This window comes from Geoalkalibacter ferrihydriticus DSM 17813 (assembly GCF_000820505.1).
Classification (GTDB): domain Bacteria; phylum Desulfobacterota; class Desulfuromonadia; order Desulfuromonadales; family Geoalkalibacteraceae; genus Geoalkalibacter; species Geoalkalibacter ferrihydriticus.
In genome coordinates this window covers 534,713-550,022 of the sequence record NZ_JWJD01000001.1, presented here as the reverse complement: position 1 = coordinate 550,022, position 15,310 = coordinate 534,713, and the positions used below count along the sequence as shown (strand labels likewise).

Here is a 15,310-nt window from a genome sequence, read left to right as displayed (position 1 = left end):
ACCATGCTTACCGTTTATCATTATCTTGTGCTCAGCGGCATTCTCTTTGCTCTGGGGACGTACGGGGTTCTTACCCGGCGCAACGCGATCGTCATTTTCATGTGCATTGAGTTGATGCTCAATGCCGTGAATCTTACCTTCATCTCTCTTTCGAGCTTTTTAGGAAACATTGACGGTCAGATCTTCGTCCTTTTCATCATGTCGGTTGCGGCGGCTGAGGCTGCTGTGGGACTCGCCCTGATGATCGCTTTCTTCCGAAACAAAGAGTCCGTGGAAGTCGACGATTTCAACCTGCTGAAATGGTGATCAATTTCTGATTCGATCCGATCTAATCGACAGAGGAGATGGAAATGTACGACAAGCTATGGCTCATCCCGTTTTTTCCCTTGCTGGGCGCCATCATCAACGGCCTGCTTGGTAAGAAGATTAAAAACGAGAAGGTGATCGGGGGCATCGGGACCCTGGCGATTTTCGCATCCTTCGTCGTATCGGTTATGTGCTTTTTCGCGCTTACCGCCGACACCGTCAAAACCCACGAGCAGGTAATCGCCTCCTGGATGACAGTGGGCAACCTGCATATCGAGTGGGGCTTTCTGCTTGATCCCCTCTCGGCATTGATGCTGCTGGTGGTGACCGGGGTTGGAACCCTGATTCACCTTTATTCCATCGGCTACATGCACGGCGAGGAGGGCTATTACCGGTATTTCTCCTACCTCAACCTGTTTGCCTTCTCCATGCTGATGCTGGTGCTTGGCAACAATGCCATGGTTATGTTTGTTGGGTGGGAGGGCGTCGGTCTGTGCTCCTACCTGCTGATCGGCTACTACTTCCATAAGCAGAGTGCCGGCGATGCGGCAAAGAAAGCCTTCGTGGTCAACCGTATCGGTGACTTCGGCTTTCTTCTTGGTGTGTTTCTCCTGTTCTGGACTTTGGGCAGCGATCACGGCATCTGGACGCTCAATTTCGTCGAGATCGCCGAACATGGTCATCTGCTCGGTGCAGGCGGCATGGTGGTGACCATCATTACTCTGTGTTTCTTCCTCGGTGCTACCGGTAAATCGGCACAGATTCCGCTCTATACTTGGCTGCCCGACGCCATGGAGGGCCCCACCCCGGTTTCAGCCCTCATCCATGCGGCCACCATGGTCACCGCCGGCGTTTACATGATCGGCCGTATGAACGGATTGTTCGCCATGGCTCCGGACACCATGATGGTGATTGCTATCGTCGGTGCGGCCACCGCGATCTTTGCCGCTTCTATCGGTCTGGCGCAAAACGACATCAAGCGGGTACTCGCTTATTCCACGGTTTCGCAGCTTGGCTTCATGTTTCTGGCCATGGGTGTCGGCGCATTCACCGCGGGGATTTTTCACCTGATGACCCACGCCTTCTTCAAAGCTTGTCTCTTTTTGGGCTCGGGCGCGGTCATACACTCCATGCATCATGCGCTGCATAAGGTTCACTCTCACGACGATCCCCAGGATATGCGCAATATGGGCGGTTTGCGCAAACACATGCCCATCACTTTCATCACGTTCCTGATCGCCACCCTGGCCATTGCCGGCCTGCCGGGTCTCTCGGGCTTCTTCTCCAAGGATGAAATCCTGATCTGGACTCTGGCCGGTGATCGAGGACACTTCCTGCTCTGGGTGGTGGCGGTCTTTACCGCCGGCCTTACCGCCTTCTATATGTTCCGACTGTTGTTCATGACCTTCTTCGGCGAAGAGCGTATAACCGCCAAGGCCAAGAGTTATCTGCACGAATCACCCTGGGTGATTACCGTTCCCCTGGTGGTTCTGGCCGTCCTCTCGGTGTTCGGCGGCTATTTGAATTTGCCGGCGGTGCTGGGCGGAACCTATCGCCTCAAAGAGTTTCTGGCGCCGGTGTTCGCTCCGGCCCAGGAGACCTACGGCATCGGAAAGGCGCACGTGAGCCACGCCGCGGAATATGGTTTGATGTCCTTTGTAACCGCCATCGTGGTGATCGCCATCGGTCTGGCTTACCTCATGTACCTGAAGCGCCCGGAACTGCCCGGGCAACTGGTGGCCAAGGTCGGTGGTCTCTATCGAGCCATTTTCAATAAATGGTATGTCGATGAAATTTACGATGCGCTTTTCGTCAATCCGACCAAAAAACTCGGGACCTTCCTCTGGAAAGGGTTCGATGTGGTGGTGGTCGACGGCATCGTCAACGGAACAGGTTATATTGTCCGAGGTTTTTCCGGGGTCTTGCGTCTCACCCAGTCCGGCTTGGTGCACAATTACGCGTTGGCCATGGTGGTCGGGGTGATAGTCATGGTTGCTTACTACGTCTTCGGCTAAAAAAGCGCCAACCCCTTGTATTGTTGAGATAAGGAGCGATTTCCATGACCGACCACCTTTTAAGCCTGATGACGTTTTTCCCGATTCTCGGGATGCTGCTGCTGCTTTTCATCCCCAGGGATAATCATGGGCTTCTGAAGATCTTCACTCTGGTCGTGACAGTGATCACCTTTTTGATCAGTCTGCCTTTGGCCTTTGATGACGTCTTCAAAACCTCGGCCGCTTTCCACTATACCGAATTCGCCCGCTGGATCAGCGTCGGTGACTTCTTCCAGATGAACTACAATGTCGGCGTTGACGGCATCAGCCTATGGTTGGTTCTGTTGACCACCTTCATTATGCCGATCACGGTGCTCTCGACCTGGAAAGCCGTAGATAAGAATGTCAAGGGTTTCATGGCTCTGATGTTGCTGCTCGAAACGGCAATGCTCGGCGCTTTCATTTCCCTCGACCTGTTCCTGTTTTACATTTTCTGGGAATTGATGCTTATTCCCATGTATTTCATGATCGGTATCTGGGGTGGGAGCCGCAGGATTTACGCCGCCGTAAAGTTCTTTATCTTTACTGCCGTCGGCTCTCTGCTGATGCTGGTTGCGATCATCTACGTGTATTTCTTCTCAATGCAGGCAGGGATTGATTTCGACAGCGGCTTCAGTATCCTGCATTTCTACCTTCTCGACATTCCCCTTGATCTGCAGATCTGGTTGTTTTTGGCCTTTGCTTTCAGCTTTGCCATCAAGGTGCCCATGTTCCCCGTGCACACCTGGTTGCCCGATGCCCATACCGAGGCCCCGACGGCCGGCTCAGTCATTCTGGCCGCCATCCTGCTTAAGATGGGCACCTACGGTTATCTGCGTTTCGCCATGCCGCTGTTTCCCGACGCCACTCTCAAGTTTATTCCTTTCCTGTCGGTACTGGCGGTTATCGGTATCATCTATGGTGCCTTGGTCGCGATGATGCAGGACGACGTAAAGAAACTGGTCGCCTATTCTTCGGTCTCCCATCTCGGGTTTGTTATGCTCGGTCTTTTCGCCCTTAACATCCAAGGTCTTTCCGGCGGCATGATCCAGATGATCAATCACGGCATTTCCACCGGAGCGCTGTTTCTCATCGTCGGCTTCATATACGAGCGCCGCCATACCCGTCTGATTGCCGATTTCGGCGGGTTGGCCAAGCAGATGCCGATTTTTGCCACGATCTTCATGATCGTGACCTTCTCGTCCATCGGACTGCCCGGCACTAACGGATTCGTCGGTGAGTTCCTCATCCTGTTGGGCGCCTTTGAAAGCGATCTGCGCTGGTTCGCGGTCATCGCCACCACCGGCGTCATTTTCGCAGCCGTTTATATGCTCTGGATGTTCCAGCGCGTAATGTTTGGTGAAATCAAGAATCCCGCCAACGAGAAGATCAAAGATCTCAATGCACGCGAAATTGCTCTTATGATGCCTCTGCTACTGTTTGTCTTCTGGATCGGGCTCTATCCCAACACCTTCTTTGAGAAGATGAACCCGGCTCTGGAAAACATGATTGATCAGATCAAGAACAATCAGGTTGCGCAGGTTGAAATTGTTCAAACCGCGGCCCACACCGACGCGTTGCTGAAGTAATTTAGATCGATTTGGCATAACACCGCATCTGGAGGAGCGTTTCAATGGAAAACCTGGTGCAAGATGCAATCCAGAATGTCAACATGGCGGCCATCATGCCGTCCGTGGTCCTATGCTGCTTCGGCATGGCGATCCTGCTCATCACGGTCTTTCTGCCTAAAGGCAAGACCGCGCCCATTGCCTGGCTCAGTCTTGCCGCCTTGGTGGTAACCGGGCTGGTTTCCCTGGCGGGATGGGGTGAGCCCCAGACCGGGTTTTACGGCGCGGTTCAGTTGGATAAGTTTGCGACCTTTTTCAACATTATTTTCCTGCTGGCAGCCGGTTTGACGATCCTCATGTCCGAGGACTATCTCAAGCGCGAAGGCTACGCCATCGGCGAGTATTATCCGCTGATTCTGTTTACCACCGCAGGCGCCATGTGGATGGCCTCGGGGACGGATCTGATGACCATCTTCCTGGGTCTCGAGGTGCTCTCCGTCAGTCTCTATGTGCTGGCAGGAATGTTCCGTGGGCAACTGCGCTCCAACGAGGCAGGCCTGAAGTATTTCCTGCTCGGCGCCTTTTCCACCTGCTTTCTGCTCTACGGCATGGCTTTGGTGTACGGTGCTACGGGGACGACCAATCTGGCTGGAATCGCCCAGGCCCTGCAGACCGATGGCGGACTGCTCGGCAACCCCCTGATGGTCGCCGGCATGGTTTTGATGAGTTCGGGCTTTTTGTTTAAAATCGCCGCTGTTCCCTTCCATATGTGGACACCTGATGTTTATCACGGCGCTCCCACCCCGATCACCGCTTTTATGAGTGCCGGACCCAAGGCAGCAGCCTTTGCCGCCTTCATGCGCGTGTTTGTTGTCGGTTTGGGCGGGATGGCTGATCAGTGGACCAGTCTTTTGTGGGTGCTGGCGGTTCTGACCATGGTGGTCGGCAACGTCATCGCCATCTCACAGACCAATCTCAAGCGGATGCTGGCTTATTCCTCCGTGGCGCATGCCGGCTACGCGCTGGTTGGTCTGGTGGCTTTCAATGAAGTCGGGCTTTCCGGAATTCTCTTTTACATGCTGGCCTATACCTTCATGAACCTGGGGGCCTTTGCCGTCCTGGTGTTGGCGGGCAAAAAAGGGGAGGACAACCTCACTCTGGACGGTTTCGCCGGATTCGGCTATCGTCGCCCCGTGCTTGCAGTGGCCATGGCCATCTTCCTCTTCTCCCTGATGGGTCTACCCCCGACGGCGGGATTTGCCGGGAAATTTTATATCTTCGCCGGTGCCATCAAAGAAGGCTACATCTGGTTAGCGGTTCTGGGCATTCTGGCCTCGGCCGTTTCTCTCTACTATTATCTGCGGGTCATGGTCGTTATGTACTTCCGCGATCCGGTAGAGGATTTCGCCTGGGTGAAAATGCCGGTCGGGGCCATGGTCTCTATCGCTATTGCCATCGTCGGGGTTCTGCTGCTGGGGATTGTTCCCGGTCCGTTCATGGATTTGGCCCGGTTGGCAATTTTCTAAGGCTGAGTGTGCGAAATCGTCTCATCTGAATAAAAACCAAAAAAACCCTCCGCTATGCGGGGGGTTTTTTTATTGAATCTAGGCTAACATATAGCATCCGAGGCGATACTAGCGGGAAATAGATTGATTCACCAGGAGTTGCGCGCCCATGCGATCTTTGCCGAATTTTATACGCCAATTGAAGGGTGAAGACGATCTGCACGAGGTAAGGGTCCAGGTTGATCCGCTGTTGGAAATCGCGGCCATTACCGACCGGGTATGCAAGCAGCCTGGGGGCGGCCAGGGGCTTTTGTTCAGGCGCGTCAATGGCTCTGCTTTACCGGTGGCTACCAACCTTTATGGCTCCGAGCGGCGCGCTGCTCTGGCCTGGGGAAAGGTCGCGCCTCAGGAAATGGCTGGTGGTTTATCCTCGCGTCTTCAAAGCGCCCGACATGATGACATGGAGGCCTGCTTGCTCAACCTGGTGCGGGTTTCTCCAGGGACCGAGGCGATTCTGGAATCCTTGGTATTGCCCCAGGTTCCCCCCGATTTGCGCAGTCTGCCGGCGCTTCAGGCCTGGCCGGGCGATGGCGGCCGGTATTTGACACTGGCCCTGGTCAGTATGCGCGACCCTGACAGCGGTCGGACGAACTGGGGCGTTTATCGGATGCAGATTTTGGACAGGACCAGCGCCGCCATCCATTTTCTGCCTGGTTCCCAAGGGGCACAGCTGGTTAAAGAACATGCCCGGCGCGGGCTATCCTTGCCTTTGGCGGTGACGCTGGGTGGAGATCCAGGTTTGCTGGCCGCGGCCGTGCTGCCGTTGCCGGGATCCATTGATGAGGCGGCTTTTCTGAGCCTTGTGCGCGGGGAAGCACCCAGATTGGCCGCAGGACCACTGACCGGCCTACCGGTGGCAGCGGATGCGGAAATTGTGATCGAGGGAGAAATTTCTTCAGGAATTTTGGCAAACGAAGGGCCTTTTGGTAACCACACCGGCTTTTACCAGCCTGCCGCGCCGGCCCCGGTTTTCCATGTTCAGGGGCTTTACCGTGCCGAGGATGCCATCTTTCCTGCGACAGTGGTGGGGCCGCCGCCCATGGAAAATATTCATCTGGTGAGATCGGGAGAACCTTTGGTGCTTGCTTTGTTGCGCCACGATTATCCGAGTATCAGCGGTCTGCGCTATCTGAACGAGGGCGTGTTCCATGGTTGCGTCATTGTCGCACTGCAGTCCGCAGCACCGCCGCCGCTGGACCTGGCACGCGAGTTGTGGCGCAAAGGTCCTTTGCGTCGTTCACGTCTTTTGCTCTTTGTTGATGCCGAAGAAGAGCTCTCCAATTCATCACGCCTTCTCTGGCGAGCGATCAACCAAGCGCTGCCGGGTCGCGATATTCTGGAATGTACAGGTCGTCTGGCGATTGATGCCACCTGCAAGAAAAATTGGCCGCAAGTGCGCCCTGCTCCGGGGATTGCTGCACACATAGAGCGGCGATGGCGGGAGTATGGTCTGGGTGGCTAAATGCCGGGATCTATAGCCTATTCCAAATTATTGTTGCCAGATCGAGTCGCTGCTGACCAATTCCCGCCTTTGGCCAATTTTCACCAATATGTAAATTGTCTTGAAAATACGAGCCTTGAGACGTTTTTTAATCTCTCATGGCAGGGCCGTTTTCAGCCATTTACGGAAGGCCTTGCAAGTATGGAAAGTGGTTAGAATTAAACACTATTTCATGGTTTCTGCCGTGCTGTGCGTGCCAACATGGCGTAAACGCGAAGTTTTGAATTTCAAGAGGACAGGTCTTTTCTCCTTTTTCCTAGATTGGCATTGCGGTTGCTCAAAATAGAATGCAGTGTCATTTCCGCGGCGGGCTGCGCCCCCGCTCAAACTAGAGCAAAAGGAGATAGGAATGTATGTTGACCGCACTGTGGCGTCAAATGTGGGTAATGCACGATGAAACAAAACGGCTTTTTGTCTTCACTCCGGCGGCGGCCCGCCGCGAACTGAAACGCAAGTATTTGGATTTCAGCAAGGGTCGCCAGGAGCGTGATGTCGACCTTGCTGACGAGATGGAAGAAGCGCCCGCCGAACACATCAACCGCCTTTCTTCGGGGCCCGATGGCATCGAGGAAGGGGAGCCGCGCGAATACAGTCGCCGCCAGATGTTGGGACTTTTCCTTGGTCCGATTCTCTTTGCTCTGATGCTGTTGCTTCCCGCACCTGCGGGCATGGAGCCCGCTGCCCAGAAAATGGCGGCTATCGCCCTGCTCATGGCGACCTGGTGGATGTGCGAGTCAATCCCCATTCCCGCCACCAGTCTGCTGCCCATCGCCCTGTTTCCGTGGATGGGCATCATGGCCACCGGCAAAGCGACTGCGCCCTATGCCAACCACCTGATCTTTCTGTTCATGGGCGGATTCATCATCGCCCTGTCCATGCAGCGCTGGAACCTGCACCGGCGCATCGCCATGAACATCGTCAAGGTCATGGGCTTTTCCCCGAGCCGCCTGATTCTGGGTTTCATGGTTGCCACCGCTGCGCTTTCCGCCTTCGTCTCCAATACCGCAACCACAGTCATGATGATGCCCATCGGACTGGCGATCATCGCCCATGTGGTGGCCGAAGGCAAAAAAGAAGGTCTGGATAAGGAAATCGATTTTTCGCCGGACAAGTTCGCATTCGGCCTCAATCTGATGCTGGGCATCGCCTATGCCGCCTCCATCGGCGGCATCGCCACCCTCATCGGAACGCCGCCCAATACGGTGCTGGCGGGCTATTTGAACAAGACCTACGGTTATGAAATCACCTTCGCCAAGTGGATGTCGGTAGGTGTGCCTCTGGTGCTGGTCATGCTGCCCCTGTGCTGGCTGTGGTTGACGCGCGTTGCCAATCCCCTCAAGCTCAAGAAAGTGCCGGGCGGAAAGGATTTGATCAGCAACGAACTGCGCAAGATGGGCAAGATGAATACCGGTGAGCGCTGGACCTCTTTGGTGTTCGGACTGACCGCCTTCGCCTGGATATTCCAGAAACAGATCAGCGTGATTTTTCCCGAGCCCAAGTTCATTACCGATGCCACCATTGCCATGATCGGAGCGCTGGTGCTGTTTCTAATCCCCATCAACCTGCGTAAAAATCAGTTCGTCATGGACTGGCACTGGGCGAGCAAGATGCCCTGGGGCGTGCTGATCCTGTTCGGCGGTGGCCTTGCCTTGGCGGACGGCTTTAAAGATACCAAGCTGGCCGAATGGATCGGCGGCCAGGTCAGCCTGTTGGAAAATGCCCCGATTCTCATCCTGATAATCGCCGTTGCGACTCTGATTATCTTTCTTACCGAGTTGACCTCCAATACCGCCACCGCGGCCATGGTCATGCCGATCCTCTCGGCGGTGGCCATTGGTCTGGGACAGAATCCCCTGCTGCTGGTGGTGCCGGCGGCGGTGGCGGCGAGCTGTGCCTTCATGCTGCCGGTCGCAACGCCGCCCAATGCCATCGTGTTTGGCTCGGGCTATGTGACGATACCACAGATGGCCAGAAGCGGCTTCGGCCTCAACATCATCGGCATCATGCTCACGGTGGTGCTGACCTACTTGCTGGTCATTCCCGCCTTTGATGTGGTGATCGGCGAATTGCCGAGCTGGGTCAATGCCGTCAGTCCCTGATGCTATTGCTCATTGCTGATCCTGAAAGGGGCCGCGCTCGCGGCCCCTTTGCTTTTGAAAGACCTTGTGCGGGACGCGGCAGAGGTATAAACTAGGCGCCTCTTGGCCGCCTGGGCGGCCTCATCAAATCTATCGGAGAAGCATGCATGGCGCCCGCCACCCTTTGGGAAAAAACCCGCACTCTGCTGGAGATGATCAAATTCTCCCACACCGTCTTCGCCTTTCCCTTTGCCCTCATGGGTGTGGTGCTGGCCAGCCTCGCCAATCAGGCGCCGCCGACCCTGGGGCAGATTTTCTGGATTTGCCTCGCCATGATCGGCGCGCGCTCTGGCGCCATGGGCCTTAATCGCATCATCGATGCGCGCATCGATGCGAAAAACCCGCGCACCGCAGCGCGCCACATTCCCGCCGGCCAAGTCTCTCTGCGCGAGGCCTGGCTGTTTGTCCTGGGCTCCTTTGCGCTGATGCTGTTTGCCGCCTGGATGCTCAATCCCCTGTGTTTCTATCTGGCGCCGGTGGCGCTGTTCTTTCTCTTTCTTTATTCTTTCTGCAAGCGCTTTACCGCTTTGGCCCACGTAGTGCTGGGCATTTGTCTGGCGGCAGCGCCCATCGGCGCCTGGATCGCCCTGCGTGGCGACGTCAGCTGGCAGATCATCGCCCTGGGCCTGGCGGTGCTGTTCTGGGTGGCCGGATTCGACATTTTCTATGCCCTGCAGGATCTGGAATTCGATCGTGAGCAGGGGCTGCACTCCATTCCCGCACGCTTTGGCGTGGAGCGCTCTCTGTGGCTGGCGCGCGCCTTTCACATCATGATGGTGTTTCTGCTCCTGCTGCTGCTCATCGGCACGGGGCTGGGCTGGATTTATTTTCTCGGCGTATGCGTGGTGGCGGGGCTGCTCGCCTACGAGCACCTGCTGGTCAAACCCGATGACTTCTCGCGCATTGATGCGGCGTTTTTCAACATGAACGGCTATATCAGCCTGACGATTTTCGCTTTTACTCTGCTTGACGCCTTGATCTGACCAGAACAATCATGGGGACGCGGATGAACGCGGAAAAGGCGGGATCAGGGCGGATTAAGGCACGAAGGGATCTTCGCTCGGCGTTTATCCTGCAAATCGGCGTGCCGTTTCGGCCTCTTTGGGGAGAAGGGTGATATGACGCATATCCTGGTTGCCATAACCGGCGCCTCGGGTTCCATCTACGGCTTGCGCCTGGTCGAAGAGTTGCTGCGCGCCAAGTATCGCGTGACTCTGCTGGTCACTCGCGCCGGCATGGATGTGTTGCGCTATGAGACCGGGTTGAAGTGGAGTGGCACGACCAGCGAGCGCCAGGTGCTGATGCGCGATTATTTCGACGGCAATCAAAGTCTGCTGCACTACGACGCGGACGATCTTTTCGCGCCCGTCGCCAGCGGCTCCTCGGCGCCCGATGCCATGGTGGTGGCGCCCTGCTCCATGGGCAGCGCGGCGCGCATGGCCGCCGGCATCAGCGACAACCTGGTGGAGCGGGTCGCCGATGTCATGCTCAAGGAGCGCCGCGAGCTGGTCCTGGTGCCGCGCGAAACGCCCTTCAACCAGCTGCACCTGGAAAATCTGCTGCGTCTGGCGCGCGCCGGGGCGCACATCCTGCCGGCCATGCCGGCCTTTTACCAGCGCCCGCAAACGATGGAAGATCTGATTGACTTTGTGGTCGGCAAAATTCTTGACAGCCTGCGGCTTGAACATAAGTTGTTCGAGCGCTGGGGCGAGGGATAACCCGAAACCAGGGAGAGGTCCGTAAGCTTTGCCCATGATCCGACTGTTTGAAACCATCCGCGCCAAGCTCGAAAGCGGCGCGCGTATTTCCGATGCCGAAGCCCTGGCGCTGTTTGAAAGTCCTGACCTGCTGGGTATCGGAGAACTGGCGGCTCAGGCCAACCGCCGGCGCAACGGCGACAAGGTGTATTTCAACCTCAACCGCCACATCAATTACACCAACCTCTGCGTCAATCGCTGTACTTTCTGCGCCTTCTGCAAGGGTGAGGAGGACGAGGGCTGTTACACCCTGGCCCTCAACGACATCCTCGCAAAGGCCGGCGCAGCGGCCGCTGCCGGTGCCACGGAACTTCACATGGTGGGCGGCTTGCATCCCGAGCTGCCCTTTGATTTTTATCTGGAGATGCTCGCCGCAGTGCGCGCCGACTGTCCGCAGCTGCACATCAAGGCCTTTACCGCGGTGGAGATCGACTACTTCGCGCAGCTCACCGGCCAGAGCGTCGAGCAGGTCATCGCGGAGCTCAAGGAAGCGGGTCTGGGCTCCATGCCCGGCGGCGGAGCGGAAATTTTCGCCGCGCGGGTGCGGGAAAAAATCTGCCCGGAAAAGATCTCCGGCGAGCGCTGGCTGGAGGTCACCGAAAAGGTCCACCGCGCCGGCCTCAAGACCAACGCCACCATGCTTTTCGGCCATGTGGAGGAATACGTCGATCGCGTCGATCACCTCGCGCGTCTGCGCCGGCTGCAGGATCGAACCGGCGGTTTTCAGGCCTTCATCCCCCTGGCTTTTCAGCCCGACAACACGCGCGTGCCCGGCGCCAAGGGCGTCGGGGGCGTCGATGCCCTCAAGACCCTGGCCATCAGCCGCATCTACCTCGACAATTTTCGCCACATCAAGGCCTACTGGGTGATGCTCGGCCTCAAGATCGCCCAGGTAGCCCTCGCTTTCGGCGTCAACGATCTCGACGGCACAGTGGTCGAGGAGAAGATCGGCCACGATGCCGGCGCCGAGTCGCCCCAGGCCCTGTCGCGCGAACAGCTCTGCGCCCTGATCCGCAAGGCCGGGCGGGTGCCGGTGGAGCGCGACACCCTGTACCGGGAATTGCGCCAATTTTAGGGGCAATCTCACGCAAAGGCGCATAGCGCCAAAGAAAAACCGGTCCGAACTTTGCCCTTGGTGACTTTGTGCCTGGGGCGAACTTGGCAAGTGAGCGACAGATGTTGACGATGATGCAGACTCTTTCAGATAAAATAGCCGACGGGCAGCAACTCAACCGCGACGAAGCTCTGTGGCTGCTCAGCGATGCCGATCTGCTTGAGGTGGGCAAGCTTGCCGACCGTATCCGGCGGCGCAAACATCCCCACGGGCGAGTGACCTTCGTGGTCGACCGCAACGTCAACTACACCAACGTCTGCGAGTCGCAGTGCAAGTTCTGCGCGTTTTATCGCAACGCCGCAGCCGACGACGCCTATCTGCTAGAGCCCGAGGCGATTTTCGCCAAGATCGCGGAACTGGTGGCGCACGGCGGCACCCAGTTGCTCATGCAGGGTGGTCTGCACCCCGACTTGAAAATCACCTGGTTCGAAGAGCTGTTTCGCGCCATCAAGCAGCGCTTTCCCCAAGTCCAGGTGCATTCGCTCTCGCCCGCCGAGGTGATCCATATCGCCAAGCTGTCCGGACTGTCCATGGCTGAGTGTTTGCGCCGCCTGCAGGCCGCCGGACTCGATTCGGTGCCCGGCGGCGGTGCCGAGGTGCTGGTCGATGAGGTGCGCCAGGTGATTTCGCCCAACAAGATCGGCTGGCGCGACTGGGCGGCGGTGATGGAAGAGGCGCACCGTCTGGGCATGCGCACCACGGCGACGATGATGTTCGGCAGCAGGGAAACCCCCGCCGACATCGTCGAGCATCTGCTGCGGATCCGCGAGATCCAGTCCCGTACGCGCGGCTTTACCGCCTTCATCCCCTGGACGTTTCAGCCCACCAACACCGAACTGGGCGGCGAGACGGCGAGCGGCGTCGAATACCTCAAAGTGCTGGCGCTGTCGCGTATTCTGCTCGACAACATCGCCAACATCCAGGCGAGTTGGGTCACTCAGGGGGCGATGATGGCCCAGGTGGCGCTGTTCTTCGGCGCCAACGACCTCGGCGGCACCATGCTCGAAGAAAACGTGGTGGCCGCCGCCGGGATCTCTTTTCGCATGTCTCAGGAGCAAGTCGTCGAGCTGGCGCGCGGCGCCGGCTTCAAACCGGCCAAGCGCAATACCCTGTACGAAATACTGGAGGAATATTAGCCCATTTTGGAGAGACGATGATTCCCCTGCGCCCCAACATCAGAAATATGACCGGCTATGTGCCGGGCTTCCAGCCCCGCGACGAGCAGCGCTGGATCAAGCTCAACACCAACGAAAATCCTTACCCGCCCAGCCCAAGGGTGCGGGCCGCGATCCTCGCCGAACTGGGCGAAGACGGAGCAAGTTTGCGCCAGTATCCCGATCCGCCCAGCACGGCGGCGCGCGAGGAAGCGGCGCGTCTCTACGGCTTCGATCCTTCCTGGGTGATCCTGGCCAACGGCTCGGATGAACTGCTCAACAACCTGATCCGTGCTTTTGCCGAGGCGGGTGAGGAAATCGCCTACGTACAGCCCTCCTACAGCTATTACGCGACCCTGGCCGAGATTCAGGGCGCGCGGGTGCGCACCTTCGGCCTCGGCGAGGGCTGGGATTTGCTGGACTTTCCCCCGCGCTACGAAGGCAAGCTGTTTTTCCTCACCAACCCCAATGCGCCTCTGGGATTTAGCTATCCCCCGGCGTTCATCGAAGAGCTGGCCGGGCGCGTTTCCGGCATGCTGGTCGTGGATGAGGCTTATGCGGATTTCGCCGATGGAAATGCCTTGGCGTTGGTGAAAAAGCACGAAAACGTCGTCGTCACCCGCACTCTGTCGAAAAGCTATGCCCTGGCCGGCATGCGTCTGGGGCTGGCGGTGGCACGACCCGAGGTGATCGAGGCGCTGGACAAGATCCGCGACCATTACAACCTCGATCGCCTGGCTCAGGCGGCAGCCCTGGCGGCGTTGCGCGATCAGAACTACTTTCGCCGGGCGGTGGAAAAAATCCGCACGACGCGCGACTGGTTCAGCACCGAGCTGCGCGTCATCGGCTACAGCGTTATTCCGTCAAGTGGCAATTATCTGTTTGCCACGCCCCCGGATCGCAACGGCCGGCGGGTCTACGACGCGCTGTTTGCGCGGCACATCCTGGTGCGGCATTTTTCCGATCCGAGCCTGAGTCACGGCCTGCGCATTTCCATCGGCACCCGTGAGGAAATGGAAGCGACCCTGGCCGCGCTGAAAGAGATCGGCTGAAATGGTGTGGAGCCGCGAATGACACCACTGGGCGCCAATGGCTCAGGTGCGGATTTTTCCTTTGATCCCGCCGAGGTGTCGCGTCGCCTGCTCGCCTGGTACTCCGATGCCGGGCGCGACCTGCCATGGCGCCACAGCCGCGATCCCTACCGCATCTGGCTTTCCGAAGTCATGTTGCAACAGACCACCGTCGAAGCGGTAATCCCCTACTATCTGCGGTTTCTCGCGCGCTTTGACGATGTTCACGCGCTGGCCGCTGCCCCCCTGGATGAAGTCATCGATCTGTGGGCGGGCCTCGGTTATTATTCCCGCGCGCGCAACCTGCACGCCGCAGCCCGCCAGGTGGCGAGCGCGCCTGGAGAGATTTTCCCCGACACCCTGGAAGGCCTCATGGCATTGCCCGGCATTGGGCGCTCCACCGCCGGGGCGATTCTCTCCATTGCCTTTGACCGCCCGGCGCCGATTCTTGACGGCAATGTGCGGCGCGTTCTGTGCCGGCTGTTTGCCCTGGAGGAAAACCCGCGCGGCAGTGCCGCCGAGAAGAAACTCTGGGCCTGGGCCGCGGCTCTGACCCCCGCCGATCGTTCTCATGACTACGCGCAGGCGATCATGGATCTGGGCGCGACCCTGTGCGTGCCGCGTCGACCCGCTTGCCCACGCTGTCCCCTGGCGGGCCTGTGTCGCGCGCGCGTCTTGGGGCTGGCCGAAAAGCTGCCTCTGAAGGCGGCGAAAAAGGCTGTTCCCGAAATCATGCGCGTGGCACTGCTGGTTCGGCGTCAGGGCGAGGTGCTGATCTGCCGACGGCCCTACCATGGATTGCTCGGCGGCATGTGGGAATTTCCCGATGCCGAGGTGTCCGCCGGTCGCAGTCCCGATGCGACGGCCGCCGAACTGGCGGCGCGCTGGGGTGGGGCGGAGGTGCAGAGCCTCGGCGCGGTGCGTCATGCCTACAGCCATTTCCGCCTCGATCTGCGTGTTTACGCGACCCTGTTCAAGGGAGCGCGGAGGGTGGCTGAGGGCGAAGAATGTCGATGGCTCCCTCCGGCCGCCCTGTCTGAGTTCGCTTTACACGGGGCGCACAAGAAAGCCCTGGATCTGGTTGCAGGCGCGGGCTGATTCTGG

12 protein-coding genes are annotated in these 15,310 nt (G+C 58.1%); all 12 read left to right on the top strand.

Annotation, left to right across the window (positions count from 1 at the left end; all coding sequences use genetic code 11):
- Positions 1 to 3 precede the first annotated feature (3 nt).
- The 12 genes from nuoK (at position 4) to mutY (ending at position 15,304) form a co-directional block, all read left to right on the top strand.
- Positions 4 to 306 carry an NADH-quinone oxidoreductase subunit NuoK gene (gene nuoK / locus GFER_RS02720; protein WP_040095816.1) on the top strand — a complete coding sequence of 101 codons (303 nt, stop codon included), beginning with the start codon at positions 4 to 6 and terminating at the stop codon, positions 304 to 306.
- A gap of 44 nt (positions 307 to 350) precedes the next feature.
- On the top strand, positions 351 to 2,321 hold the full coding sequence (gene nuoL, locus GFER_RS02715; protein WP_040095814.1) for an NADH-quinone oxidoreductase subunit L: 1,971 nt from the start codon (positions 351 to 353) through the stop codon (positions 2,319 to 2,321).
- Positions 2,322 to 2,365: 44 nt separating this feature from the next.
- On the top strand, positions 2,366 to 3,928 hold the full coding sequence (locus tag GFER_RS02710) for an NADH-quinone oxidoreductase subunit M (protein ID WP_040095812.1): 1,563 nt from the start codon (positions 2,366 to 2,368) through the stop codon (positions 3,926 to 3,928).
- 44 nt (positions 3,929 to 3,972) lie between these two features.
- Entirely contained in the window at positions 3,973 to 5,433 is a 1,461-nt protein-coding gene (locus GFER_RS02705; protein WP_040095809.1) for an NADH-quinone oxidoreductase subunit N, read from the top strand.
- Positions 5,434 to 5,581: 148 nt separating this feature from the next.
- Positions 5,582 to 6,934 (top strand): UbiD family decarboxylase domain-containing protein, encoded by a 1,353-nt coding sequence (locus GFER_RS02700; protein WP_040095807.1) that lies wholly within the window; start codon positions 5,582 to 5,584, stop codon positions 6,932 to 6,934.
- A 392-nt stretch (positions 6,935 to 7,326) separates the two neighbouring features.
- Positions 7,327 to 9,072 carry an SLC13 family permease gene (locus GFER_RS02695; RefSeq protein ID WP_040095804.1) on the top strand — a complete coding sequence of 582 codons (1,746 nt, stop codon included), beginning with the start codon at positions 7,327 to 7,329 and terminating at the stop codon, positions 9,070 to 9,072.
- A 146-nt stretch (positions 9,073 to 9,218) separates the two neighbouring features.
- Complete coding sequence (locus tag GFER_RS02690; RefSeq protein ID WP_040095802.1) at positions 9,219 to 10,094, top strand: UbiA-like polyprenyltransferase; 876 nt, start codon at positions 9,219 to 9,221, stop codon at positions 10,092 to 10,094.
- A gap of 135 nt (positions 10,095 to 10,229) precedes the next feature.
- Positions 10,230 to 10,829, top strand: coding sequence for a UbiX family flavin prenyltransferase (locus GFER_RS02685; RefSeq protein ID WP_040095800.1), 600 nt, complete (start codon positions 10,230 to 10,232; stop codon positions 10,827 to 10,829).
- 34 nt (positions 10,830 to 10,863) lie between these two features.
- Positions 10,864 to 11,943, top strand: coding sequence for an aminofutalosine synthase MqnE (gene mqnE, locus GFER_RS02680; RefSeq protein ID WP_040095797.1), 1,080 nt, complete (start codon positions 10,864 to 10,866; stop codon positions 11,941 to 11,943).
- A gap of 110 nt (positions 11,944 to 12,053) precedes the next feature.
- Positions 12,054 to 13,118 carry a cyclic dehypoxanthinyl futalosine synthase gene (gene mqnC / locus GFER_RS02675; RefSeq protein WP_139172037.1) on the top strand — a complete coding sequence of 355 codons (1,065 nt, stop codon included), beginning with the start codon at positions 12,054 to 12,056 and terminating at the stop codon, positions 13,116 to 13,118.
- A gap of 17 nt (positions 13,119 to 13,135) precedes the next feature.
- Positions 13,136 to 14,188, top strand: coding sequence for a histidinol-phosphate transaminase (hisC, locus tag GFER_RS02670; protein ID WP_040095794.1), 1,053 nt, complete (start codon positions 13,136 to 13,138; stop codon positions 14,186 to 14,188).
- 18 nt (positions 14,189 to 14,206) lie between these two features.
- A complete protein-coding gene (gene mutY, locus GFER_RS02665; protein ID WP_052445889.1) occupies positions 14,207 to 15,304 on the top strand; it encodes an A/G-specific adenine glycosylase in 1,098 nt (365 codons plus the stop codon).
- The last annotated feature ends 6 nt before the right edge of the window (positions 15,305 to 15,310 follow it).

What these genes read in the sequence shown, in the direction of transcription:
- mqnE (WP_040095797.1), top strand. Translation starts at nt 10,864, where the DNA reads ATGATCCGACTGTTTGAAACCATCCGCGCCAAGCTCGAAAGCGGCGCG.
- GFER_RS02695 (WP_040095804.1), top strand. Translation starts at nt 7,327, where the DNA reads ATGTTGACCGCACTGTGGCGTCAAATGTGGGTAATGCACGATGAAACA.
- GFER_RS02685 (WP_040095800.1), top strand. Translation starts at nt 10,230, where the DNA reads ATGACGCATATCCTGGTTGCCATAACCGGCGCCTCGGGTTCCATCTAC.
- GFER_RS02690 (WP_040095802.1), top strand. Translation starts at nt 9,219, where the DNA reads ATGGCGCCCGCCACCCTTTGGGAAAAAACCCGCACTCTGCTGGAGATG.
- GFER_RS02700 (WP_040095807.1), top strand. Translation starts at nt 5,582, where the DNA reads ATGCGATCTTTGCCGAATTTTATACGCCAATTGAAGGGTGAAGACGAT.
- mqnC (WP_139172037.1), top strand. Translation starts at nt 12,054, where the DNA reads ATGATGCAGACTCTTTCAGATAAAATAGCCGACGGGCAGCAACTCAAC.
- mutY (WP_052445889.1), top strand. Translation starts at nt 14,207, where the DNA reads ATGACACCACTGGGCGCCAATGGCTCAGGTGCGGATTTTTCCTTTGAT.
- nuoL (WP_040095814.1), top strand. Translation starts at nt 351, where the DNA reads ATGTACGACAAGCTATGGCTCATCCCGTTTTTTCCCTTGCTGGGCGCC.
- nuoK (WP_040095816.1), top strand. Translation starts at nt 4, where the DNA reads ATGCTTACCGTTTATCATTATCTTGTGCTCAGCGGCATTCTCTTTGCT.
- GFER_RS02710 (WP_040095812.1), top strand. Translation starts at nt 2,366, where the DNA reads ATGACCGACCACCTTTTAAGCCTGATGACGTTTTTCCCGATTCTCGGG.
- GFER_RS02705 (WP_040095809.1), top strand. Translation starts at nt 3,973, where the DNA reads ATGGAAAACCTGGTGCAAGATGCAATCCAGAATGTCAACATGGCGGCC.
- hisC (WP_040095794.1), top strand. Translation starts at nt 13,136, where the DNA reads ATGATTCCCCTGCGCCCCAACATCAGAAATATGACCGGCTATGTGCCG.